This is a genomic window from Streptomyces sp. DT2A-34, assembly GCF_030499515.1.
In the GTDB taxonomy this organism is placed as follows: domain Bacteria; phylum Actinomycetota; class Actinomycetes; order Streptomycetales; family Streptomycetaceae; genus Streptomyces.
In genome coordinates, this window is record NZ_JASTWJ010000001.1 from 1,948,376 (window position 1) to 1,968,798 (window position 20,423).

Below are 20,423 nucleotides of genomic sequence, written 5' to 3' on the forward strand. Positions count from 1 at the left end.
CAGAGCCTTTGGCATAGAAACGCGGCATGTTCTGGGTCCTTCTCCTGCTGCTGGCCTGGGCCGTCGCCGGCACGGCGTGCACGCGGCTGTGCCTGGCCGCCGTACACGCCGCGGCCGCGGAAACGAAAGAGGCGACCGCAGGCCAGGGACATGATCTGACGCTGTACGAGGCCGCGTTCCTGTCCGGCGGCCCCCGACGGGTCGCCGATCTGACCCTCGTCTCCATGGCGCGGCAGCGGCGGCTGCTGCTCGCGCGCACCGGCTGGGCGACGGTCGTCGATCCGCGGGGCCGGGACGAGATGGAACGCTCGGTGATAGGGGCCATCGGGCCTCAGGGCCAGTCCCGGATCGAGCCGGTGCGGGACGCCGCGGCCGCCGCCGACGCGGTCGGCAGCCTCGCCGACCGGCTGGTCAGCGCGGGCCTCGCCGTGCCGGACGGGACGCGCAGCGGGATCGCGGCCGCGATCCGGCAGGTGCAGCTCGCCGCGGTGGTCGTGCCGGCGCTGGGGGCGGTCGCCCTGCTGGCGCCGGCCCAGTCGGACATGCCGGCGCATCTGGTCGCCCTCTGGTTCGCGCTCCCCTTCGCGCTCACCCTGAGCTGTCTCGCCATCGCCCGGATCGAGATCCACCCCTACGCGCAATGGGCCTCCCCGGCGGGGCAGCGCCTGCTGAGCGGCCTGATCCGGCGCTCCCGGGGCGGGGGCGACCGTACGTTCCTCACCTCCGTCGCCGTACGGGGCGTGCGTGCGATCGGCGAGCCGGACCTGCGCGCGGCCTTCGCGCACCGCGAGCCGCAGCATGAGGTATCGCGCCGGAGCGACTGACAGTTCCGGGGCTCGGCGACGCAATTCCGGGGCTCGGTGACGCATAGGGGGCATTGACGCCGACACCGGCAGGGTGGTGCTTGCCTTCACCAACAGACAAACGAAATATCCCTTTTGTTGCTGCCGTGCTGCGAAGGGAAACGCGATGAGAGCTGCCGCCCTCTACTCGGCCGCCGGGGCCATGCTCCTGACGACCCTCTCCGCCGCCCCGGCCGGCAGCACCGGGGCCGCCGTCCCGGGCGCGGACGAGCGGCACGGCACGGCCGTGGCCGTGGCGCGTGCCAAGGCGGCAGGCCTCACCTTCGGAAGCTGCCCGAAGGAGCGCGAGCTGCCGGACCACGTGAAGTGCGGCACGGTGTCCGTCCCGCTCGACTACGCGCATCCCGACGGCAAGCAGATCAAGCTCACCGTCAGCCGGGTGCGGGCCACCCACAAGGACCCGCACAACAGCAAGCGCCGCGTGCCGAGCCAGGGTGCCCTGGTCTACAACCCGGGCGGCCCGGGCGCCTCCAGCCTGCACTTCCCGCTGATCGGTGTCCTGCCCGCGTGGAAGCGACTGGCGGGCGCGTACGACCTCGTCGGCTACGCCCCGCGCGGAGTGGGACCTTCCGCGCCGCTGTCCTGCCAGGACCCCAAGCACTCCATCAAGGGGCCCACGCAGGCGCCGACGTACCCCTCGGAGGCGTACAAGAAGGAGCGCATCGCCCGCGCGAAGGCCTACGCCCGCGGCTGCGCCCAGCGCACGGGCAGCGCGCTCAGGCACTACAACTCCCTCAACAACGCCCGTGACCTGGACGTCCTGCGCGCCGCGCTGGGCCAGGAGAAGCTGACGTTCATGGGCGCGTCGTACGGCACCTACTTCGGCGCGGTGTACGCGACCCTGTTCCCGTCGCACGTACGGCGGATGGTGTTCGACTCGGCGGTGAACCCCGACCCCGCGCAGGTCTGGTACCGCAACAACCTCGCCCAGTCGGCCGCGTTCGAGGGGCGCTGGGAGGACTTCCGGGAGTGGGTCGCCAAGCACCACGACGTCTACGGGCTCGGTGACACCTCGGAGGAGGTGATGCGCAATTACGACAAGGTGCGGGCGCGGCTGGCCGTGAAGCCGGCGGGCGGGAAGATCGGGACCGGGCAGTTGCAGGAGGCGTTCCTGCGGGCCGGGTACTACGACGACTACTGGCCCGCGCGGGCGAAGGCGCTGTCGGCGTATCTGAAGGGCGACCCGAAGCCGCTGGTCGAGCTGGCCGCACCGGTGACGGAGGCGGCGGCCGAGGACGAGAACTCGAGCGCGGTGTACACGGCCGTGGAGTGCAACGACGCGCCCTGGCCGACGGACTGGGCGGTCTGGGACCGGGACAACACGCGGCTCGCGCGGGTGGCGCCGTTCGAGACCTGGGACAACGTGTGGATGAACCTGCCGTGCGCCTACTGGCAGGCGCCCCGGCAGGAGCCCCTCGACGTGCGGACCGGGCCGGGTGAGGTGCCGCCGATCCTGATCCTGGCCGCCGAGCGGGACGCGGCCACGCCGTACGAGGGGGCGCTGGAGATGCACCGGCGCCTGGCGGGCTCGGTCCTGGTGACCGAACGGGACGCCGGCACGCACGGCATCGCGTACGGCCCGAACGCCTGCGTCAACGGGCACCTCGACGCCTACCTGCTGGAGGGCCGCCTCCCGGCTCGACGGGCGGCGTGCGAGGGGCACCCCGAGCCGAAGCCGGAGCGCCCGGGCGACCGTGAGGCGAAGAAGCTGCGCCAGCAGTCGGAGACGAACCCGGGCGGCCGGCCCCAGGATGTCGCGGCCGCCCGGCTACCGCACTGATCAGGCGAGCCCGGCCACCAGCTCCGCCACCGACTTCCGGCGCCCGGTGAAGAACGGCACCTCTTCGCGGACGTGCATCCGGGCCTCGGAAGCCCGCAGGTGGCGCATGAGGTCGACGATGCGGTAGAGCTCGTCGGCCTCGAAGGCCAGGAGCCACTCGTAGTCGCCCAGCGAGAACGAGGCGACCGTGTTGGCGCGCACGTCCGGGTAGCCGCGGGCCATCTTGCCGTGGTCGGCGAGCATGCGGCGGCGGTCCTCGTCGGGCAGCAGGTACCAGTCGTAGGAGCGCACGAAGGGGTACACGCTGACGTAGTCGCGCGGCGTCTCGTCGGCGAGGAACGCCGGGATGTGCGAGCGGTTGAACTCGGCGGGACGGTGCAGCGCCATGTTCGACCAGACCGGCTCCAGGGCGCGGCCCAGCTTGGTGCGGCGGAAGAGGTTGTACGCCTCCTGCAGCTGGTCGCTGGTCTCGGCGTGCCACCAGATCATCAGGTCGGCGTCGGCGCGCAGACCGGACACGTCGTAGGTGCCGCGGATCGTCACGTCCTTGGCGGCGAGCTGGTCGAACAGCTCCTGGACCTCGTCGGCGTAGCCCGCGCGGTCCTCGGGGAGCACGTCCTTCAGCTTGAAGACGGACCAGAGGGTGTAGCGGATGACCTCGTTGAGGTCCTTGGCCAGCTTGCCCTTGTTCGGGATCCTGCCGGACTCGGTGGTGGGGGCGTCGTCACTCATGTCCCTTATTCTCCCGCTCCGCCGTGCAGACTCTGCACCGGGTTGGCGGTGAGCTCCTCCACACCGCCAAGATCGCCGTCCAACTGGTCCACGGCCGCGTACGCGCTCGCGATGCACGCCGGGATGCCGACGCCGTCGTACTGCGCGCCGCACACGGCGAGGCCCGGCACCTTGGCGACGTGCTCACGGATGCGGGCCACGCGCGCGTGGTGCCCGACCGGGTACTGGGGCAAGCCGTCGGTCCAGCGGATGACGCGGGTTTCCAGGGGGGCGGCGTCGAGGCCGGTCGCCGCCTGAAGGTCACGTCGGGAGACATCGACGAGGTGGTCGTCCCCCCGCTGCAGGATCTCCGTCTCGCCGTACCGCCCGACGGAGGTCCGCAGGACGACCACGTCCGGGTCCTCGTCGGCGATCCAGCCCCACTTCTGGGAGGCGAACGTCGACGCCTTGATAGTGCGCCCGTCGACCGGCGGCACGAGGAAGCCACTGCCGGCGGGGAGGTCGGTGTCGGCGCGGCGGTAGGCGAGGGTGACCAGGGCCATGGAGGCGTACTCGATGCCGGCCAGCTCGGCGGCGGCCTCGGGGGCCTCGGCGCGCAGGAGGGTGGCGGCGGCCGGGGCGGGTACGGCGACGACGACCGCGTCGGCGTGCAGCACACGGTCACCGGCGACGACACGCCACCCGGCGGCCGCCTCGCGGCGCAGCTCGGTCACCGGCGCCCCGGTCACGATCTCGCCGCCCCGCGCGCGCACCGACTCCGCGACCGCGAGCGGGAGTTGGCCCACGCCGCCCTCGATGCCCATGAACACCGGCCCGGTCTGCTGGTTGGCGGCGGCTTTGGCCTGGATCTCGCGGACCGCCTCCGTCAGGGAGTCGTGCGTCCGCGCGGCCTGGTAGAGCTGCGGGACAGCCGAGCGCATCGAGATGCGGTACGCGTCGCCCGCGTAGACGCCGCCCAGCAGGGGCTCGACCAGGCGGTCGACGACCTCGCGGCCGAGCCGAGCCGCCACGTACTCGCCGACCGCCACGTCGTCCCCGATCTCCGTGCGGGGCAGGTCGGCGTCGCGTTCGATGCGGGCCAGGCCCTCGTCGGACAGGACGCCGGAGAGGGCGGACGCGGTGCCGGGGACGCCCATCACATGTCCCTTGGGCATGGGGCGCAGGGCGCCACGGGTCCAGATCGAGGCCGTTGAGGTGGCGGGCGGCTGGAGGCGGTCGGCGAGGCCCACCTCGCGGGCGAGGGCGACGGCCTCGGGGCGGCGGGCCAGCATCGACTCGGCACCGAGGTCCACGCGCACGCCCGCGATCCGGCCCGGCAGCAGCTTGCCGCCTAGCCGGTCCGACGCCTCCAGGACGGTCACCTGCCGGCCGGCGTCCAGCAGTCGGTGGGCCGCGGCGAGCCCCGCGATCCCGCCACCGATGACGACGGCCCGTCCCGTCCCCGTACGTGTCTCCACTTCGCGCATGTCCACAGCCTCTCAGACCCCACTGACATTCCGTCCGCGCCCCGGTGTCCTTCACGAGTCCCGACCGTGACCGCATCGGGACCCTTTGCCGCCAACGTTCCGCCGGGCCCCGGCGTCGAAGAGGCATCAGTCGTCACGACGACCCTCGGGGGGACTCCCACATGCGCGCACGACGCTCCGCACGAACCACACGATCCCGACGACCGGTTCAGGCCCTGGCCGGCCTCCTGCTGGCCGCGGCCCTCGCGCTCACCGGCTGCAGCAGCGCGGACGACTCGGCCTCCGGCAGCAGCGCCGCCGGGGGCGAGGCCGCCCAGGCGGACTCTCAGGCGGACTCTCAGGCGGGTGCGAAGGAGGGCGCCCCGGGCAGCGGCTCCGGCGCCGACAAGGCGAGCGCGGCGCCCAAGGTCACCGCGAGCCACATCATCCGCACCGCCTCCCTGACCGTGCAGGTCAAGGACGTACCGAAGGCCCTCGACGAGGCCCGCACCACCACGGACGACGCGGGCGGCTACGTCGGCAACGAGACCACCACACGGGACGAGGAGGGCCACGAGCACACCCGCGTCGTCCTGCGCGTACCCGTCGACCGCTACGCCGAAGTCCTCACCGAACTGGAGGGCACGGGCAAGCTGGTCGAGCGCAGCGCCAAGGCGCAGGATGTCACCGACCAGGTCGTGGACGTGGAGAGCCGCATCAAGTCGCAGCGCGCCAGCGTGGCCCGGATCCGAGAGCTGATGGACCAGGCGACGAAGCTCGCCGACGTCGTCACGCTGGAGGGCGAGCTGAGCTCCCGCCAGGCCGACCTGGAGTCGCTGCTCGCGCAGCAGGCGTCCCTGAAGGACCGCACGAGCCTGGCCACGATCACGCTCTCCCTGTCGGAGACGCCGGTGAAGAAGGTGGTCGAGGACGACGACCCCGGCTTCCTGGACGCGCTCGCGGGCGGCTGGGACGCCTTCGTGACGATGCTGCGCTGGCTCGCGGTGGCGATCGGTGCCGTGCTGCCCTTCGCCGCGGTGACGGCGCTGATCGTGCTGGTGTGGCTGAAGGTCCTGCGCCCACGGCTGCCCCGCCGGCCGGCCGCCGCGCCCGTGACGACGGCCCTGGGCCCGCTGCCGACCGCCCGCCCGGCACCGCAGCCCACGCGCGCGGGCGGCGAACAGAGCGGCGCGGGCGACTGAAATGCCCGGCCCTCGTAGCGTGTTCGCATGAACATGAGCGCTGCGAGGGGTGTGCGGGGTACGCGAGAGCGACTGGTCGTGATCGGAGGCGACGCCGCGGGGATGTCCGCGGCGTCGCAGGCGCGGCGCCTGAGGAGCGCCGAGGAGCTGGAGATCGTGGCGTTCGAACGCGGCCACTTCACCTCCTACTCGGCCTGCGGCATCCCGTACTGGGTGGGCGGCGACGTCCCCGACCGCGACCGGTTGATCGCCCGTACCGCCGAGGAGCACCGCGCGCGGGACATCGACCTGCGCATGCGGACGGAGGTCACGGAGATCGACGTGGCCGACGGCCGGGTACGCGCGCGTGACGTCGATTCCGGCGCCGAGTCCTGGACGTCGTACGACAAACTCGTCATCGCGACCGGCGCCCGCCCGATCCGCCCCGACATGCCGGGCGCCGACGCCCCCGGCGTGCACGGCGTGCAGACCCTCGACGACGGCCAGGCCCTCATCGACACCTTGGCACGCACGCGTGGCCGACGCGCGGTCGTGGTCGGCGCCGGCTACATCGGCGTCGAGATGGCCGAGGCCCTCATCAACCGCGGCTACGAGGTGACCGTCGTCAACCGCGGCAGCGAGCCCATGTCCACGCTCGACCCGGACATGGGCCGCCTGGTGCACCAGGCCATGGAGGGCCTGGGCATCACCATGGTCAACGACGCCGAGGCCACCAAGATCCTCACGGGCGAGGACGGCCGCGTCCGCGCAGTGGCCACCGAGGAGGCCGAATACCCGGCGGACGTGGTCGTCCTGGGCATCGGCGTACGCCCGGAGACGACGCTCGCGCGAGCGGCCGGCCTGCCCCTAGGCAACCACGGCGGGCTGCTCACCGACCTGGCGATGCGCGTGCGCGGCCACGAGAACATCTGGGCGGGCGGCGACTGCGTGGAGGTCCTCGACCTGGTCTCCGGCCAGGAGCGCCACATCGCCCTGGGCACTCACGCCAACAAACACGGCCAGGTCATCGGCACGAACGCCGCCGGCGGCTACGCCACCTTCCCCGGCGTGGTCGGCACGGCCGTCAGCAAGGTCTGCGACCTGGAGATCGCCCGCACGGGCCTGCGCGAGAAGGACGCGCGCAGGGCGGGCCTGCAGTTCGTGACGGCGACGATCGAGTCCACGAGCCGCGCGGGCTACTACCCGAGCGCGTCGGCGATGACGGTCAAGATGCTCGCCGAACGCCGAACGGGCCGACTGCTGGGTGTACAGATCGTGGGGAGGGAGGGCGCGGGCAAGAGGGTGGACATCGCGGCGGTGGCGCTGACGGCGGGGATGACGGTGGAGCAGATGGTGTCCCTGGACCTGGGATACGCGCCCCCGTTCTCGCCGGTGTGGGACCCGGTGCTGGTGGCGGCCAGGAAGGCGACAAAGGCGGTAAATGCCGGACACTCATGACGACGAGGGGCGCGGCCAACGCCCTCAGGGGCGCGGGGAACTGCGCGACCAGCCACAGACGGCCTGGAGTCGCCGAAATACCCGCACCCCTACGGCGTTCAGGCGGATCCGTTGATCCTCTCAATGGCCTGCCGAGCCTGCTCAGCCGGCGGCCGAGAGGGCAACGACGACACAGACGCACTCACACTCGGCGGCATCGCGGCAGCGGGCTGCTCCCCCGCCGGCTTCGCATGCGCGGCACCCCGCGCGGAGCGCAACCGATGACTCACCGCCTCGTCAAGGGTCACCGGCCGCTGCATCTGCGAAGCGAGCCGCCCGGCCTCCTGACCCAGCCGGGCCACGTCTTCCCACGGCAGCCGCACCACCACGGCGATCTCGGCCTCCCCGTCGGGCAACGCGTGCATCGGAGGAGTAACTCGGTCGTTCATCGCCTGTTCCTCACGTAGTCCCCGCGACCCGCCTTCCCCGTGCCGCGGGCGGTTGAGAACAGATACGCGCGCCCGAACGACGGCGTTCACCGATTCGCCGGACGTATCCCGGGCAGAAACCCCTCGTGGTCATACCCGTCCATGACGTGAACCCGGTGCGCCGCACGCCCTGGGTGACATACGCGCTGATCGCCGCGAATGTCTACGTGTTCCTGTCCACGCCCGGCATAGCCGGCTCCGTGGCCGGTGAGAGCAGCCTGGCGCAGCTGTGCCATCTGCACGCGTTCCTGGACCACTACGCGGCGGTGCCGAGGGAGTTGATCCACGACCAGCTGCCGAGAGTGGTTCCCACGGGCGAGGTCGCCGTGGGCCCGCAGGGCCCCGGCTGTGTGATCGGCGCGCCGGAGTACGACAAGTCCCCGGTGCTGTCCGTCTTCACGGCGATGTTCCTGCACGGCAGCTGGCTGCACCTGCTGGGCAACATGCTCTTCCTGCTGATCTTCGGCAACAACATCGAGGACCGCATGGGCCATGTGCGGTACCTGCTCTTCTACGTCGCCTGCGGCTACGTGGCGTCGTACGGCTTCGCGCTCCTCAACGACGACTCCGCCGACCCGCTGATCGGCGCGTCCGGGGCCATCGCGGGCGTACTGGGCGCCTATCTGGTGCTGTATCCGAAGGCCAGGGTGTGGGTCCTCGTCCCGTTCCTGGTCTTCCTGCCGCTGCGGCTGCCGGCCTGGCTGGTGCTCGGCTTCTGGTTCGTGCTGCAGGCGGTGTACTCGAACGGCGAGGGCGTCTCCGACGCGGGCACCGTGGCGTACGCGGCGCACATCGTGGGCTTCCTGGCCGGTATGGCGCTCGCCTGGCCGCTCAAGCCGGGGACACCGCCGCTACCGGAGCCGCGCGGCCTGCTGTTCGGCAGGAGGGCGCGGCCCCGCACGTGGTGAGCGCTGCTACCGGGCCGTCTGCGTGTGCACGTACTCGACGAGCCGGGTCAGCGCGTCCGGGTCGGTGGACGGCATGACGCCGTGGCCGAGGTTGAAGACGTGGCCCTCCAGGCCCGACGCCGCGTCGAGCACCTCGCGGGCCTTGGCTTCGACCGCCTCCGGGGTGGTGAACAGGACGGTCGGGTCGAGGTTGCCCTGGAGCGCCTTGCCGGGGCCGACGCGGCGGGCGGCCTCGTCCAGCGGGACGCGCCAGTCGACGCCGACGACGTCCGCGCCGGCCTCGCCCATGAGCTTCAGCAACTCACCGGTGCCGACGCCGAAGTGGATGCGCGGGACGCCGTACCCGGCGACCGCCTGGAAGACCTTGGCCGAGTGGGGCATCACCGAGCGCCGGTAGTCGGCGGGGGCGAGCGAGCCGACCCAGGAGTCGAAGAGCTGGACCGCGGAGGCGCCGGCCTCGATCTGCACCTTGAGGAAGGCGGCCGTGATGTCGGCGAGGCGGTCGAGCAGGTCGGCCCAGAGCTCGGGGTCGCCGTACATCATCGCCTTGGCGTTCTCGTACGTGCGGGACGGGCCGCCCTCGACGAGGTAGCTCGCAAGGGTGAAAGGTGCCCCCGCGAAACCGATGAGGGGGGTCGGGCCCAGCTCGCGCGTCAGCAGGCCGATGGCCTCGGTGACGTACGAGACGTCCTCGGGGGTGAGGTCGCGCAGTTGGGCGAGGTCGGCGCGGGTGCGGATCGGGTTCTCGACGACCGGGCCGACGCCGGGCTTGATGTCGAGGTCGATGCCGATGGCCTTGAGCGGGACGACGATGTCGCTGAAGTAGATCGCCGCGTCCACGTTGTGCCTGCGCACGGGCTGCAGAGTGATCTCGGTGACCAGCTCGGGACGCATGCACGACTCGAGCATCGGGATGCCCTCGCGCACCTTGCGGTACTCCGGCAGGGAGCGCCCGGCCTGCCGCATGAACCACACGGGCGTGTGCGGCACGGGTTCGCGCCTGCACGCCTTGAGGAAGGCTGAATCCTTGACTGCGTCGGGGGTGGCGGGCGGCGGCGTCTGGTTGGCACTCACGGGGGCAAGTCTCGCACGGCCGCACAGGGCCCGGCGTCGGGGTTGCCGTGTTGTCCGGGTGTCTCTCCCTGCACGAAGCCCCCGTTCCCCTTAATCTTCCCGGCATGGCTGCGGCTCAGGAACGACTGTCGGACGGCGCTGGCGGAATGGACGACGCAAAGGATGCCAAGGAGGGCGACTTGGACGGGAGCAGTACGGCTCCGACGCCCTTCCGGGCCGCCGTCGACGCGCTCAGGGCCGCGCGGCTGCGGCCGCAGATCGAGGTCGAGCAGACGAAGGCGCCCCAGCGGCTGGCTCCGTACGCGTACGCGCTGGAGGCCGCCGTCGTCGACGATGACCAGGACCTGGCCGACGGCCGCCTGGTGCTGCTGCACGACCCGGCGGGGCACGACGCCTGGCGGGGCACCTTCCGGCTGGTGACCTTGGTGCGGGCGGAGCTGGAGCCGGAGATCGCCGCCGACCCGCTGCTGCCCGACGTGTGCTGGTCCTGGCTGACCGGTGCGCTCCAGGCGCGCGGGCTGTCGTACGGCGAACCGAGCGGCACCGTCACGCGCGCGAGCTCGCACTACTTCGGTGGCCTGTCCGAGCGGCCGGCGGCCTCGCAGATCGAGATCCGCGCCTCCTGGACGCCCCGCGAGGGCCTGGGCGGGGTTCCGGACACCGCGGCCCATCTGGCGTCCTGGTGCGACCTGCTGGCCCAGGTCGCGGGTCTGCCCCCGGCGGGCCCGGGCGACGCGTCGGTGGTGACGCTGCCGCAGCGCCGCGATCCGCAGTCCCGCTGACCGCCACCTGCTCGATCGCCGCTTGCCCGACCGTCACCTGCTCGGACCGTGCGGCGGCCGAGCCGTCACACACTTGACCATCACTTTGTCGATACGGCCACTTTCGGTCAGGAATCGACCTTGATCGAACCGATTCAATCGCCGAACGATCGACCATGTGTCTGAATTGCCCCGATTGTTACTCACTAAATCGTGATCTTTCCCTAAAGGGCCACGGGTTTGGTGCCGAAGACGACTGTGACCTTGAAAGCCGTCCCCGCACCCAGGAGGCCTGGTGTCCGTTCTCCTCGAGCAGCCCGCAAGCCTGGTCGCCTACCGCCCGAACAAGCCGACCGCCATGGTGGTCGTGGCCGATCCACGCGTCCGCTCCACCGTCACCCGCCATCTCTGGGCGCTCGGTGTGCGCGATGTCATCGAGGCCTCGTCCATCGCGGAGGCTCGTCCCCGCATCGGCAACCCCCGCGACATCTGTGTCGCCGACGTCCATCTGCCCGACGGCTCCGGCCTCACCCTCCTGTCGGAGACCCGTGCCGCGGGCTGGCCCAACGGCCTCGCCCTGTCCGCCGCCGACGACATCGGCGCCGTCCGCAACGCCCTCGCCGGCGGCGTGAAGGGTTACGTCGTCACCGGCACCCGCACCAACGTCGGGCTCCCCACCCGGCCTGGTGCCGCCCCCATCGGCGCCGCCGCCGCCCGTATGCACCGTCGCCACCCGGGTGCCCCGAGCCACCCGGGCGGCTACCGCGAGCTGTCCGGTCGCGAGGTCGAGGTGCTGCGGCTGGTGGCGGAGGGCCAGTCGAACAAGGCGATCGGCGTCTCGATGGGCCTGTCCGCCCTGACCGTCAAGAGCCACCTCGCCCGGATCGCCCGCAAGCTGGGCACCGGTGACCGCGCCGGCATGGTCGCCGTGGCCCTGCGCACCGGCATCATCCACTGACATCCGCCCACGACATCCACCGCCACCGACCGATCCCCGCCGCACTCCATTTGAACCTTTGATCATTCACTGACGTGAACGGGATCGGCCGCTGATCCCGCCCGCGTCCCCCATCTGTCGTGGACCGGACCTTTCAGCCGACCGACTGGTTTGCGACCCTCAGGCGCCCGCCGACGGAACGTTCCGTCGGCGGGCGCTGTCCATGCGGTGAAGATCGCTCGCGGGCGGGAGCGGGAGGATGTGAAGATCCACCAGGCGGCCAGCCCGGGCTGATGGACAGTCACACCGACGAGCGTCGCCTTCCGACCTTCGTGGTCCTCTCACCCCGAACGGAGCCCCGTCTCAAGGTCGACGAGAAGGCCTCCTGAGCCAGGCCAGGGCCCCGCTCCGGCACGGCTCCTCACCCGCACCGCGGGTGTGCTCCTACTTCCCCCCGTGGACGAGCCAGAGCACGCCGGCGAAGAACCCGCCCACCACCAGCAGCACCCCGCCCATGACGAGCGCGGCGACCCGCCGCGGATACTCCTTGTCACCGACGACCAGCGTGAACTTCTTGTCACTCAGCCCGTGTTCGGCGATGCTGCGCCCGCCTGTCCACTTCTCTGTCAAAACGTCCCCTCATCGGCGATATGGGTCCCTCGCCCGCACAGCCCCCTGCGGGCCGGGGACTTCGGCTCGGTCTTCGGCTCGGTCTTCGGCTCGGTCTTCGGCTCGGTCTTCGGCTCGGTCTTCGGCTCGGTTCAGCCTAGGGAAGCCAGAGGGCTGCCGCCTGGGCGGGCGCGTGGGAAATGTGTGATCACGAGGTGCGGATTGTGATGGAGCACCAGGGGGGTGGGACCGGCGAGGGGCGTCGGGGGATGCTGGCACCATGAGTGGATTGGAAGCAGTGCTGTTCCTGCTGTGGTGCGGCGCCCTCACGACGCTCGTCGTCTGGCTGAACCGGCGCAAGGCCCGCAAGAAGCGCGAGGAACAAGAGGCGTACGTGCGGCTGCAGTCGTTCGCCGAGGGCCGCGGGTGGACTTATGAGGAGTTGGCGCCGAGCCTCGTCGACGCGTACCAGGGGTCGGAGCCGCTCCCGATCAAGTCCAGCGGCATCCCAGGGGACAACGTCGTCAGCGGCACTCACCGCGGATTCGGCTTCCGCGCCTTCGAGTACCGCTATTACAACAGCGACATCGACACGAACACGACGAACGTCGTCGTCCACTCCGTCTGGGCCCTGAACCTGGGCGTGGAGGTTCCGGACCTGCGCGTCTACCGCGACGGCTGGCTCGACACCATCCAGCGGGGAAGGGCCATGAAGGTGGGAATCCCGCAGCTCGACGAGGACTTCCACATCGTCTCCCGCGACGAGGAGCGCGCCCGGCCCATTGTGCTCGGCGGCCTGGCGGAGTTCCTCACGTCCGACCCTCGCGCCTTGGAGCTGCCGCTCCGCCTCCACGACGGTCAGCTGATCACCTGGCGCGAGGGGACCGCCCTGAGGAGTGAGACGTTCGACGAGCCCCTTGAGTATCTCGTCGATGCCGTCGGCCACTTGGGAATCATGTCGCCCGCCCGGCCTCCGCAGGCGCCGTAGCACAGCCGCCCCGGGGTGCGACACCCGCTCCCCTCCCGAGGCGCACGATTCGATCGCACTATGAAGCTTCCCGGTAGGGATCATGGTGATGACCAGGGGCGGTGACGCTGCGTCCGTGCCTTTGAGAGACCCTGTCGACGTTCTCAACAATCAGGGTGCGGACGTACGTTCGCACCCTCTCGGACGTAAACGGGGGAGCGGATGGGCCAGTTCGATGTCGAGCCATCCGAGCTGCGGTCGGCCGCCAAGAAGATCAAGGACTCCGCGGGCAAGAGCGACAAGGTGAAGCTCGACGAACTCGGGGACTCCAGCGGCGACTTCGGCCACGGTGACGCGGCCAAGGAGTTCGGCGCGCTGATGGCCACCTGGATGGAGGCCGTCAAGAGCCCGATGAAGGAGGACGGGGAGAACTCGGCGGAGAAGCTGGACGAGAACGCCGCGTCCTACGAGCACTCCGAGCGGGAGTCCCGGAACCACTTCGCCGGGCCCGCGGTCGCCGGCCCGAGCTACTGACGGGGAAGCAATGGCGGCACAACTCGGCTCCACCCAGGACCCGCGCGATCTGATCCCGGGAAACCCGTCGAAGCTCACAGAGGACGCGGACAAGCTCGACGGCCATGCGAAGACCCTCGACAGCATCGGGGACGAGCTCGGCTCCGTCCGTATCCCCAGCTGGCATGGACAGGCCAGCGACGCCTTCTGGGAGGACTTCTCGGGCCAGAAGCAGAAGTGGTACCGCGGCTCGGATTCCCTCAGCGCGGCCGCCGGGGCACTGCGGGCCTACGCCAGGGCCCTCACCTGGGCCCAGGGGCAGGCGGAAGACGCCATCCGGCTGTACGAAGGGGGCGACGAGAACGGCGGTGAGCAACTGCTGGAGGCAGCGCGTGCCCACGTCCAGGCGGAGGGCGACACGGCGGCCAACAGGTTCAAGGCGCAGGGCGGCGAGGGTGACAACGCACCCGACTGGCTCTTCTGGGCCTCCGAAGCGGCGCAGGACAACACAGGCGCGACGTCCAAGCAGCTCTTCGAGTTGGAACGGGCACGCGACCCACGGACCATCGGGGCCTGGGGCGACCACAAGAACATGACGCAGCAGCAGCGGGAAGCGCTGCGCGAGGGCAAGGGACCGGGCGTCACCGTGGCCGGCCCTTCCGTCACGGCCGATGCCAAGGTCTGGGGCGCCGAGGCCAAGGGCCGCGGTGATTTCGCGGGCGGCGAGGTCTCCGGCAAGGCCGGCGTCAACCTCCTCGGCGTCGATGCCTCCGCCGGGGTGGGACTCGTGGACGGGAACGCCACCGCACAGGCATCCGGCAAGGCCTATCTCGCCCAGGCCGCGGCCGAAGGCAAGTACTCGGCCGGTCTGTTCGAGGCCTCCGCCAAGGGCGAGGCGTACGTGGGCGCCGAGGCCGGCGTCAAGGGCTCCGTCGGCACGGACGGCGTCCACGTCGGCGGCGAGGCCTTCGTCGGTGCCAAGGCCGCCAGTGAGGCGCACGCCTCCGTCGCCGGTGTCGGTGTCGGTGGCACGGCGGAGGCGTGGGCCGGCGCCGGTGCCGAGGCCCACTTCGACGCCGGCATGAAGGACGGCAAGTTCGTCATCGGCGGCGACCTGGGCGTCGCCGTCGGCGTCGGCGGCAAGCTCGGCGGCCAGATCGAGATCGACCCGGGCAAGATCACCGACGCGGCCGGCGACGCGGTCGACGCGGTCGGGGACTGGTTCGACTGACCCGCCACGGGGAGCCCCGCCCGGGGCTCCCCGCCGTCGCCTCTCCCCCATCGCCTCCCGTACCGTCAGAACCCGTACCGCAAGGAGTTGGTCCACCATGCCGGGCACACTTCCGGTCCCGCTCGAAATCGAGCTCCCGCAGGGCTGGCAGTCGGCACCCCCGGACGAGGCCGGCGCCCCGCACGCCGCCTTCGTCGCCCTGCACATGGCCTCCCGGGGCCAGGGCTTCATGCCGAACATCACGGTCACCGGCCACACCCTCGAGGGCCCGTCGAGCCTGCACGGCCTCGCCGAGGAGTCGGTGCGGCGGCTGCGCGAGAACGTCGGCGCCGTCGACATCGTCAAGCGCACCGAGGTGGGCACCTCGCCGGCGCCGGGCCTCATCGACGCCCCGGGGATCGTGCAGAACCTGCGCATCCAGGCCACCGTCAGCGGGCAGCCGATGGAGCTCGCGCAGAGCCAGTTCATCCTGGTGCTGGAGAACGCGCAGCGGCGCAGTGAACGCGCCGAGATCGAGATCGCGCTGACGGCGAGGACGAGCCAGCTCCAGGACGTCATCGAGGACTTCCAGGCCTTCCTCTCCACCCTCCGCCCGGCCACCTCCGCCCCGGAGGGGTAGGGCCGTCCGACACATCCCGTCGCCCGCCCGGAGGGCGGGCGGGGAGGCGTCGCGCAGAGGCAGCGTCACGGGAACCGGTGCCCGGAGCAGCGGTGGAGATGGGCTGTTTTCAGAGGATTCCGGCGATCTGCGGGACACATCAAGGGCACACGTGGCCGAGAAGCACCGGTGAGCCGCGGGAAACGACGAGACATGTTTCCGCAGGTCAGCGCCAACGTGTCCAGAACCCGCAGGTCAGACGCTCATCCTTACGGATACCCTTGACATGTGACCGACGCCCAAGAGACCGCAGCAGACAGTTCACTGCGAACCACCGGAGGCGCCCCTCCGGACGACGGCGGATCTTCTGTTACGGAGGCGCCGATCCCTTTGCTGGAGCCCCGCGAGGGCATCCCGCCCGTGATCGCCGACGAGGCAGCGCTCGCCGAGGTGATCGCCGCCTTCACCGCGGGCTCCGGCCCCGTCGCCGTCGACGCCGAACGCGCGTCCGGATACCGTTACGGCCAGCGCGCCTATCTCGTGCAGTTGCGCCGCGAAGGCGCGGGGTCCGCGCTGATCGACCCCGTGGCATGCCCTGATTTGTCGGGATTCGGCGAGGCGCTCTCCGGCGTGGAGTGGGTGCTGCACGCGGCCACCCAGGATCTGCCCTGTCTGCGCGAGATAGGCATGGCGCCGACCCGGCTCTTCGACACCGAGCTGGCCGGGCGGCTCGCCGGGTTCCCCAGGGTCGGCCTCGGCGCGATGGTCGAGAGCGTGCTCGGGTTCGTCCTGGAGAAGGGGCACTCGGCCGTCGACTGGTCGACCCGGCCGCTGCCCGAGCCGTGGCTGCGGTACGCGACGCTCGATGTCGAGCTCCTCGTCGATCTGCGCGACGCGCTGGAGAAGGAGCTGGACCGGCAGGGCAAGCTGGAGTGGGCGTGGCAGGAGTTCGACGCGATCGCTGCCGCGCCGCCCGCTGAGCCGCGCAAGGATCCGTGGCGGCGTACGTCCGGGATGCACAAGGTGCGGCGGCGTCGGCAGCTGGCCGTGGTGCGGGAGCTGTGGCAGACGCGGGACCGGATCGCCCAGAAGCGGGATGTGTCCCCGGGCAAGGTGCTGAGTGACGCGGCCATTGTGGAGGCCGCGCTCTCCTTGCCGGCGAATGTGCATGCCCTGGCCGCGCTCAATGGGTTCGGGCATCGGATGGGGCGGCGGCAGCTGGAGCAGTGGCAGTCCGCGGTGGATCGTGCGAAGGCGTTGACCGACGCGCAGTTGCCGGCGCCTGGGCAGCCGGTGACGGGGCCTCCGCCGCCCCGTGCCTGGGCCGACAAGGACCCCGCTGCGGCGGCTCGGCTCTCTGCGGCTCGGGCCACGGTTTCCGCGCTGGCCGAGCAGCTCAACATGCCGCAGGAGAACCTGATCACTCCGGACACCGTGCGGCGGGTTTGCTGGGAGCCGCCGAAGGTTGTCGACGCCGGGTCGGTCGCGGAGGCGTTGGCTGGTTATGGGGCTCGGGCCTGGCAGGTCGAGCAGGTTACGCCGGTGTTGGTTGCTGCTTTGTCCGCCGAGTCGCCGTAGAGGGTTCTCCCGTACGGCGACCGCGGGTCCGTCGTGGCTGGTCGCGCCCACGCGGCGGTAGCCGCAAATTCAACACGGCCCCGCGCCCCTGAAAGCACCTCACCTGGTCGCACCTCGCATGAAGCCGTTGTAGATGAACCTCTGCAGCAGCAGGAAGACGATCAAGGTCGGCAGGATCACCAGCACCGCTCCTGCCGAGATCGTTTCCCAGTGGGCGCCGAAGGGGCCCTTGAAGCGGAACAACGACGTCGAGATCACGCCAAGGTCCTCCGAAGGCATGTAGAGGAACGGGATGTAGAAGTCGTTGTAGGTGGTGATGCCCTTGACGATCACCACCGTCGCGATCGCCGGCTTCAGCAGCGGGAAGATGATCTTGCGGTAGATCGTGAAGGCGTTGGCGCCGTCCAGGCGGGCCGCCTCGTCCAGTGCGGTCGGGATGGAGCGGACGAACTGCAGGAATATGTAGATCGAGACGATGTCCGTGCCCATGTAGAGGGCGATCGGCGCCCAGAGGCTGTCGAACATGCCGAAGCTGTTGACGATCTGAAAGGTCGCCACCTGGGTCGTCACGCCGGGGACCAGGGCGGCGACCAGGAACAGGGCCACGACCAGCTTCTTGAAGCGGAAGGTGAAGCGGTCGATGGCGTACGCCGTCATCGAGCCGATGAGGACCGTGCCGCCGATGGCGAAGAGCAGGATGATCGCCGTGTTGGCGAACGCCGAGAGCATCCGGCCGTCCTGGAACGCCGTCGCGTAGTTGCTGAAATTCAGCAGGTCGTCGGGGAGGGCCAGCGCTCCGCTGTCGTTCGCCATCTCCTGCTCGGACTTGAGCGACGTCAGGACCACCGCCGCCAGCGGGAGCAGGACCACCACCGTCGCGGCGATCAGGGACAGGTACACCAGGGTGCGGGCCACCGCGCGGCGGGTCATGCGAGGTCCACCTTGTCGTCGGGGACGAGGCGCCGCTGTACCCAGGTCACGGCCAGGACGATCAGCAGCAGCACGACCGCGGCCGCGGAGGCGAGCCCCGTCTTGTTGAACTGGAAGGCCAGCTTCACGGTCTGGATCACGAAGGTCTCGGTGCCGGTCGCCCCGCCCGTCATGATGTACGGGATCTCGAAGACCGACAGGGAGCCCGAGATCGAGAGGATCACGGTGAGGGACAGGACCGGCTTGATGCCGGGCGCGATGATGTAGCGGAACTGGTGCCAGCGGCTGGCGCCGTCCAGTTCGGCCGCCTCGTAGAGCTCCCCGGGGATCGACTGGATCGCGCCGAGGAAGAGGACGAAGTTCAGGCCCAGGTAGCGCCAGACGGAGACGGCGGCGAGGGAGGTGTTCGCCGACTCCGGGGTGCCGAGCCAGGCTCGGTCCGTCTCCACGCCGAACAGGCCGAGGACGGAGTCGAGAGTGCCGCCGTCCTGGAAGAAGTAGAGGAAGACGAAGCCGATCGCGACCCCGTTGACCAGGTACGGGAAGAACAGCACGCCCTTGAAGAAGTTCCGGAAGCGGACGTTGAAGCTCAGGATCGTCGCGAAGTAGAGCGCGGCGACTATCTGGAAGACGGACGCGGCCAGATAGTAGCCGCTGACCCAGAAGACCTCGAACAGGTCGGAGCGTGTGAAGAGTTCGGCGTAGTTCTCCGCGCCCGTGTAGTGCAGCTCGGGGCTGACGCCGTCCCAGTCGGTGAAGCTGTACGCGACCATGTTGGCGATCGGCGCGTAGGTGAAGGTGAGCAGGAGGGCCAGCGGGGCGAGCAGGAAGAGCCAGGGGGTGGCCCCGCGCCACAGACGGGCTGTGCGCGGGGCGGGGGCCGGTTCGGGGACGGTCGGCCCTGATGAGGGCTCGGCCTCCGCCTTCTCGGTCGTGTCCGTCATCAGGACCCCAGCGACTTCTGGGTGTCCGTCCACTTCTTGCCGAGGCCGTTCAGGAAGTCGTCCAGGCTGCCCTTCGTGGCGCCGCGTGCGAGGTCGACGAGGTCCTGGCGGTAGTCGGGCTTGTAGATGCCGACCTCGGACTGGTTGTCGATGGACTTCACCTGGGCGCCCATCGTGTCGTCGAGGTCGAGGAGCTTGACGCCCGCCTCCTCGTACGGCTTCAGGATCGCCGGCAGCGGGTCGGCCTTGAGCGGGGACAGCGCGAGGTTGTCCGCCGCGTAGCCGGACTTGTCGGTGAACCAGTCGATCCAGGCGCGGGCCGCCTCCTTGTGCTCGGAGTCGATGTTCACGGCCTGGTTGTAGTCGGGCAGCGTCACCGCGCAGAACGTGCCGTTCTTCTGGGCGGGGAAGGGCATGAACCCGATGTCGTCCGGGTCGGCGCCGGCCTGCTTCGCCGCGCCCTGCATCTGGATGACCGCCCAGGAGCCGAGCCACATCGTGGCGATCTCACCCTTGGCGATCCGGGGCTTGGACGCCTCCCAGTTGGTGGTCGTCGGGTCCTTCTCGATGAGGCCCGAGTGCACGATGTCGTACAACAGTGTGTCGCCGGTCCGCAGATCGGCGCCCTCGGCCCACGGGTTGCCCTCGGCGAGCTTGGTGGTGGCCTGTGCGTCGCAGCTGACCGAGCCGTTGACCTCCGTCCACTGCCTCAGCGGCCACATGTCCTTGAAGTTGGTGTAGTACGGGATCGCGTCGGTCTTCGACTTGATCGCCTTCAGGTCGTCGAGGAACTCGTCCGGTGTGGTGGGCCAGTCGGTGATTCCGGCCTCGCTCCAGACCTTCTTGTTGTAGATGAAGCCGGGGACGGCGCCGAGCGGACTCTGGCCGTAGACCTTGCCGTCGACGGTGGTGTAGTCGGTGAAGCGGTACTTCTCGCTCCGCTCGGCCCGGGTGCCCAGCGAGGCGAAGAACCTGGGGTAGTCCTTCTTCTCGATCACGGCCGGGATCATGAGGACGTCGCCGTAGTTCTCCGTGTTCATACGGATCTTGACTTCGCCCTCGTAGTCGGTGATGGCGTCGAACTCGACCTTCACCTTGGGATACGTCTTGTTGAACTCGGCGGCGTACCTCTTCATCGTCCCGTCCTGTACGAGGTCGGTCCGGTGGGTGAGAACCGTGATGGTGCCGCTCACCTTCGACGGGTCGTCGGCGGCCTTGGCCTCGGCGCCCTGCGAGCTTCCTCCGGTGCCGGTGCACGCCGAGAGCAGCAGGGCACCCGTGACCATGGCGAGGACTGTACGGCGGTTCATGTGCGTCAGCTCCGTTCTTGGGACGGACGAGCACGAGCGGGTTGGCTGGTTCCGAACTCTGACAACGTTTTCTTAACCGGTAAAGTCCGTATCTCGCCAACGATGACCGACGATGCCAATTTGTTTACCCGCACTGG

The 20,423-nt window shown here is 70.3% G+C and carries 20 protein-coding genes; 12 read left to right on the forward strand and 8 right to left on the reverse strand.

Annotated features, from left to right (window positions below):
- The first annotated feature begins 26 nt into the window (after positions 1-26).
- Both QQM39_RS08470 and QQM39_RS08475 read left to right on the forward strand, forming a co-directional pair.
- Entirely contained in the window at positions 27-824 is a 798-nt protein-coding gene (locus QQM39_RS08470) for a TIGR04222 domain-containing membrane protein (protein ID WP_301996068.1), read from the forward strand.
- A 145-nt stretch (positions 825-969) separates the two neighbouring features.
- Positions 970-2,643: an alpha/beta hydrolase gene (locus QQM39_RS08475; RefSeq protein WP_301996069.1), complete on the forward strand. Its 1,674-nt coding sequence runs from the start codon at positions 970-972 to the stop codon at positions 2,641-2,643.
- Here the strand turns inward: QQM39_RS08475 and hemQ are convergent, their stop codons facing one another.
- Both hemQ and hemG read right to left on the reverse strand, forming a co-directional pair.
- Positions 2,644-3,375, reverse strand: a complete 732-nt coding sequence (gene hemQ / locus QQM39_RS08480) for a hydrogen peroxide-dependent heme synthase (RefSeq protein ID WP_301996070.1) — start codon at positions 3,373-3,375, stop codon at positions 2,644-2,646.
- A 5-nt stretch (positions 3,376-3,380) separates the two neighbouring features.
- Positions 3,381-4,841, reverse strand: a complete 1,461-nt coding sequence (gene hemG, locus QQM39_RS08485; RefSeq protein WP_301996071.1) for a protoporphyrinogen oxidase — start codon at positions 4,839-4,841, stop codon at positions 3,381-3,383.
- Between the two features lie 161 nt (positions 4,842-5,002).
- Here hemG and QQM39_RS08490 point away from each other — a divergent pair, with 161 nt between their 5' ends.
- The gene (locus tag QQM39_RS08490; protein ID WP_301996073.1) at positions 5,003-6,022 is read left to right on the forward strand and encodes a DUF4349 domain-containing protein; all 1,020 of its coding nucleotides are present in this window, start codon (positions 5,003-5,005) and stop codon (positions 6,020-6,022) included.
- A 27-nt stretch (positions 6,023-6,049) separates the two neighbouring features.
- Positions 6,050-7,459, forward strand: coding sequence for an FAD-dependent oxidoreductase (locus QQM39_RS08495; RefSeq protein ID WP_301996074.1), 1,410 nt, complete (start codon positions 6,050-6,052; stop codon positions 7,457-7,459).
- 98 nt (positions 7,460-7,557) lie between these two features.
- Here the strand turns inward: QQM39_RS08495 and QQM39_RS08500 are convergent, their stop codons facing one another.
- A complete protein-coding gene (locus QQM39_RS08500) occupies positions 7,558-7,887 on the reverse strand; it encodes a hypothetical protein (protein ID WP_301996075.1) in 330 nt (109 codons plus the stop codon).
- A 125-nt stretch (positions 7,888-8,012) separates the two neighbouring features.
- Here QQM39_RS08500 and QQM39_RS08505 point away from each other — a divergent pair, with 125 nt between their 5' ends.
- Positions 8,013-8,834, forward strand: coding sequence for a rhomboid family intramembrane serine protease (locus QQM39_RS08505; protein ID WP_301996076.1), 822 nt, complete (start codon positions 8,013-8,015; stop codon positions 8,832-8,834).
- Positions 8,835-8,840: 6 nt separating this feature from the next.
- On the opposite strand, the gene hemE is transcribed toward QQM39_RS08505, so the two are convergent.
- A complete protein-coding gene (hemE, locus tag QQM39_RS08510; RefSeq protein ID WP_301996077.1) occupies positions 8,841-9,908 on the reverse strand; it encodes a uroporphyrinogen decarboxylase in 1,068 nt (355 codons plus the stop codon).
- Between the two features lie 104 nt (positions 9,909-10,012).
- Here hemE and QQM39_RS08515 point away from each other — a divergent pair, with 104 nt between their 5' ends.
- Complete coding sequence (locus QQM39_RS08515; protein ID WP_301996078.1) at positions 10,013-10,690, forward strand: DUF3000 domain-containing protein; 678 nt, start codon at positions 10,013-10,015, stop codon at positions 10,688-10,690.
- A 274-nt stretch (positions 10,691-10,964) separates the two neighbouring features.
- On the forward strand, positions 10,965-11,627 hold the full coding sequence (locus QQM39_RS08520) for a response regulator transcription factor (RefSeq protein ID WP_003997051.1): 663 nt from the start codon (positions 10,965-10,967) through the stop codon (positions 11,625-11,627).
- 423 nt (positions 11,628-12,050) lie between these two features.
- Here the strand turns inward: QQM39_RS08520 and QQM39_RS08525 are convergent, their stop codons facing one another.
- The gene (locus QQM39_RS08525) at positions 12,051-12,236 is read right to left on the reverse strand and encodes a hypothetical protein (RefSeq protein ID WP_301996079.1); all 186 of its coding nucleotides are present in this window, start codon (positions 12,234-12,236) and stop codon (positions 12,051-12,053) included.
- A gap of 259 nt (positions 12,237-12,495) precedes the next feature.
- Here QQM39_RS08525 and QQM39_RS08530 point away from each other — a divergent pair, with 259 nt between their 5' ends.
- From QQM39_RS08530 to QQM39_RS08550, 5 genes are all read left to right on the forward strand, one after another.
- Positions 12,496-13,203 carry a hypothetical protein gene (locus QQM39_RS08530; protein WP_301996080.1) on the forward strand — a complete coding sequence of 236 codons (708 nt, stop codon included), beginning with the start codon at positions 12,496-12,498 and terminating at the stop codon, positions 13,201-13,203.
- 201 nt (positions 13,204-13,404) lie between these two features.
- Complete coding sequence (locus QQM39_RS08535) at positions 13,405-13,716, forward strand: hypothetical protein (protein ID WP_301996081.1); 312 nt, start codon at positions 13,405-13,407, stop codon at positions 13,714-13,716.
- Positions 13,717-13,726: 10 nt separating this feature from the next.
- Positions 13,727-14,926, forward strand: coding sequence for a putative T7SS-secreted protein (locus tag QQM39_RS08540; RefSeq protein ID WP_301996082.1), 1,200 nt, complete (start codon positions 13,727-13,729; stop codon positions 14,924-14,926).
- A 97-nt stretch (positions 14,927-15,023) separates the two neighbouring features.
- On the forward strand, positions 15,024-15,545 hold the full coding sequence (locus QQM39_RS08545; RefSeq protein WP_301996083.1) for a hypothetical protein: 522 nt from the start codon (positions 15,024-15,026) through the stop codon (positions 15,543-15,545).
- A 267-nt stretch (positions 15,546-15,812) separates the two neighbouring features.
- The gene (locus tag QQM39_RS08550) at positions 15,813-17,102 is read left to right on the forward strand and encodes a ribonuclease D (protein WP_301996084.1); all 1,290 of its coding nucleotides are present in this window, start codon (positions 15,813-15,815) and stop codon (positions 17,100-17,102) included.
- A 99-nt stretch (positions 17,103-17,201) separates the two neighbouring features.
- On the opposite strand, the gene QQM39_RS08555 is transcribed toward QQM39_RS08550, so the two are convergent.
- From QQM39_RS08555 to QQM39_RS08565, 3 genes are read right to left on the reverse strand one after another with little or no spacing between them, the layout of a single operon-like run.
- Positions 17,202-18,032, reverse strand: coding sequence for a carbohydrate ABC transporter permease (locus QQM39_RS08555; RefSeq protein ID WP_301996086.1), 831 nt, complete (start codon positions 18,030-18,032; stop codon positions 17,202-17,204).
- Positions 18,029-18,976 (reverse strand): carbohydrate ABC transporter permease, encoded by a 948-nt coding sequence (locus QQM39_RS08560; RefSeq protein ID WP_301996088.1) that lies wholly within the window; start codon positions 18,974-18,976, stop codon positions 18,029-18,031. The genes QQM39_RS08555 and QQM39_RS08560 overlap by 4 nt, the downstream gene beginning before the upstream one ends.
- On the reverse strand, positions 18,976-20,286 hold the full coding sequence (locus tag QQM39_RS08565) for an ABC transporter substrate-binding protein (protein WP_301996090.1): 1,311 nt from the start codon (positions 20,284-20,286) through the stop codon (positions 18,976-18,978). The genes QQM39_RS08560 and QQM39_RS08565 overlap by 1 nt, the downstream gene beginning before the upstream one ends.
- Positions 20,287-20,423 lie beyond the last annotated feature (137 nt).

Bases quoted from the DNA above. Each gene is read 5' to 3' on its own strand.
- QQM39_RS08470 (WP_301996068.1), top strand. From the start codon at position 27: ATGTTCTGGGTCCTTCTCCTGCTGCTGGCCTGGGCCGTCGCCGGCACG.
- QQM39_RS08475 (WP_301996069.1), top strand. From the start codon at position 970: ATGAGAGCTGCCGCCCTCTACTCGGCCGCCGGGGCCATGCTCCTGACG.
- hemQ (WP_301996070.1), bottom strand. From the start codon at position 3,375: ATGAGTGACGACGCCCCCACCACCGAGTCCGGCAGGATCCCGAACAAG.
- hemG (WP_301996071.1), bottom strand. From the start codon at position 4,841: ATGCGCGAAGTGGAGACACGTACGGGGACGGGACGGGCCGTCGTCATC.
- QQM39_RS08490 (WP_301996073.1), top strand. From the start codon at position 5,003: ATGCGCGCACGACGCTCCGCACGAACCACACGATCCCGACGACCGGTT.
- QQM39_RS08495 (WP_301996074.1), top strand. From the start codon at position 6,050: ATGAACATGAGCGCTGCGAGGGGTGTGCGGGGTACGCGAGAGCGACTG.
- QQM39_RS08500 (WP_301996075.1), bottom strand. From the start codon at position 7,887: ATGAACGACCGAGTTACTCCTCCGATGCACGCGTTGCCCGACGGGGAG.
- QQM39_RS08515 (WP_301996078.1), top strand. From the start codon at position 10,013: ATGGCTGCGGCTCAGGAACGACTGTCGGACGGCGCTGGCGGAATGGAC.
- QQM39_RS08530 (WP_301996080.1), top strand. From the start codon at position 12,496: ATGAGTGGATTGGAAGCAGTGCTGTTCCTGCTGTGGTGCGGCGCCCTC.
- QQM39_RS08535 (WP_301996081.1), top strand. From the start codon at position 13,405: ATGGGCCAGTTCGATGTCGAGCCATCCGAGCTGCGGTCGGCCGCCAAG.
- QQM39_RS08540 (WP_301996082.1), top strand. From the start codon at position 13,727: ATGGCGGCACAACTCGGCTCCACCCAGGACCCGCGCGATCTGATCCCG.
- QQM39_RS08545 (WP_301996083.1), top strand. From the start codon at position 15,024: ATGCCGGGCACACTTCCGGTCCCGCTCGAAATCGAGCTCCCGCAGGGC.
- QQM39_RS08555 (WP_301996086.1), bottom strand. From the start codon at position 18,032: ATGACCCGCCGCGCGGTGGCCCGCACCCTGGTGTACCTGTCCCTGATC.
- QQM39_RS08560 (WP_301996088.1), bottom strand. From the start codon at position 18,976: ATGACGGACACGACCGAGAAGGCGGAGGCCGAGCCCTCATCAGGGCCG.
- QQM39_RS08565 (WP_301996090.1), bottom strand. From the start codon at position 20,286: ATGAACCGCCGTACAGTCCTCGCCATGGTCACGGGTGCCCTGCTGCTC.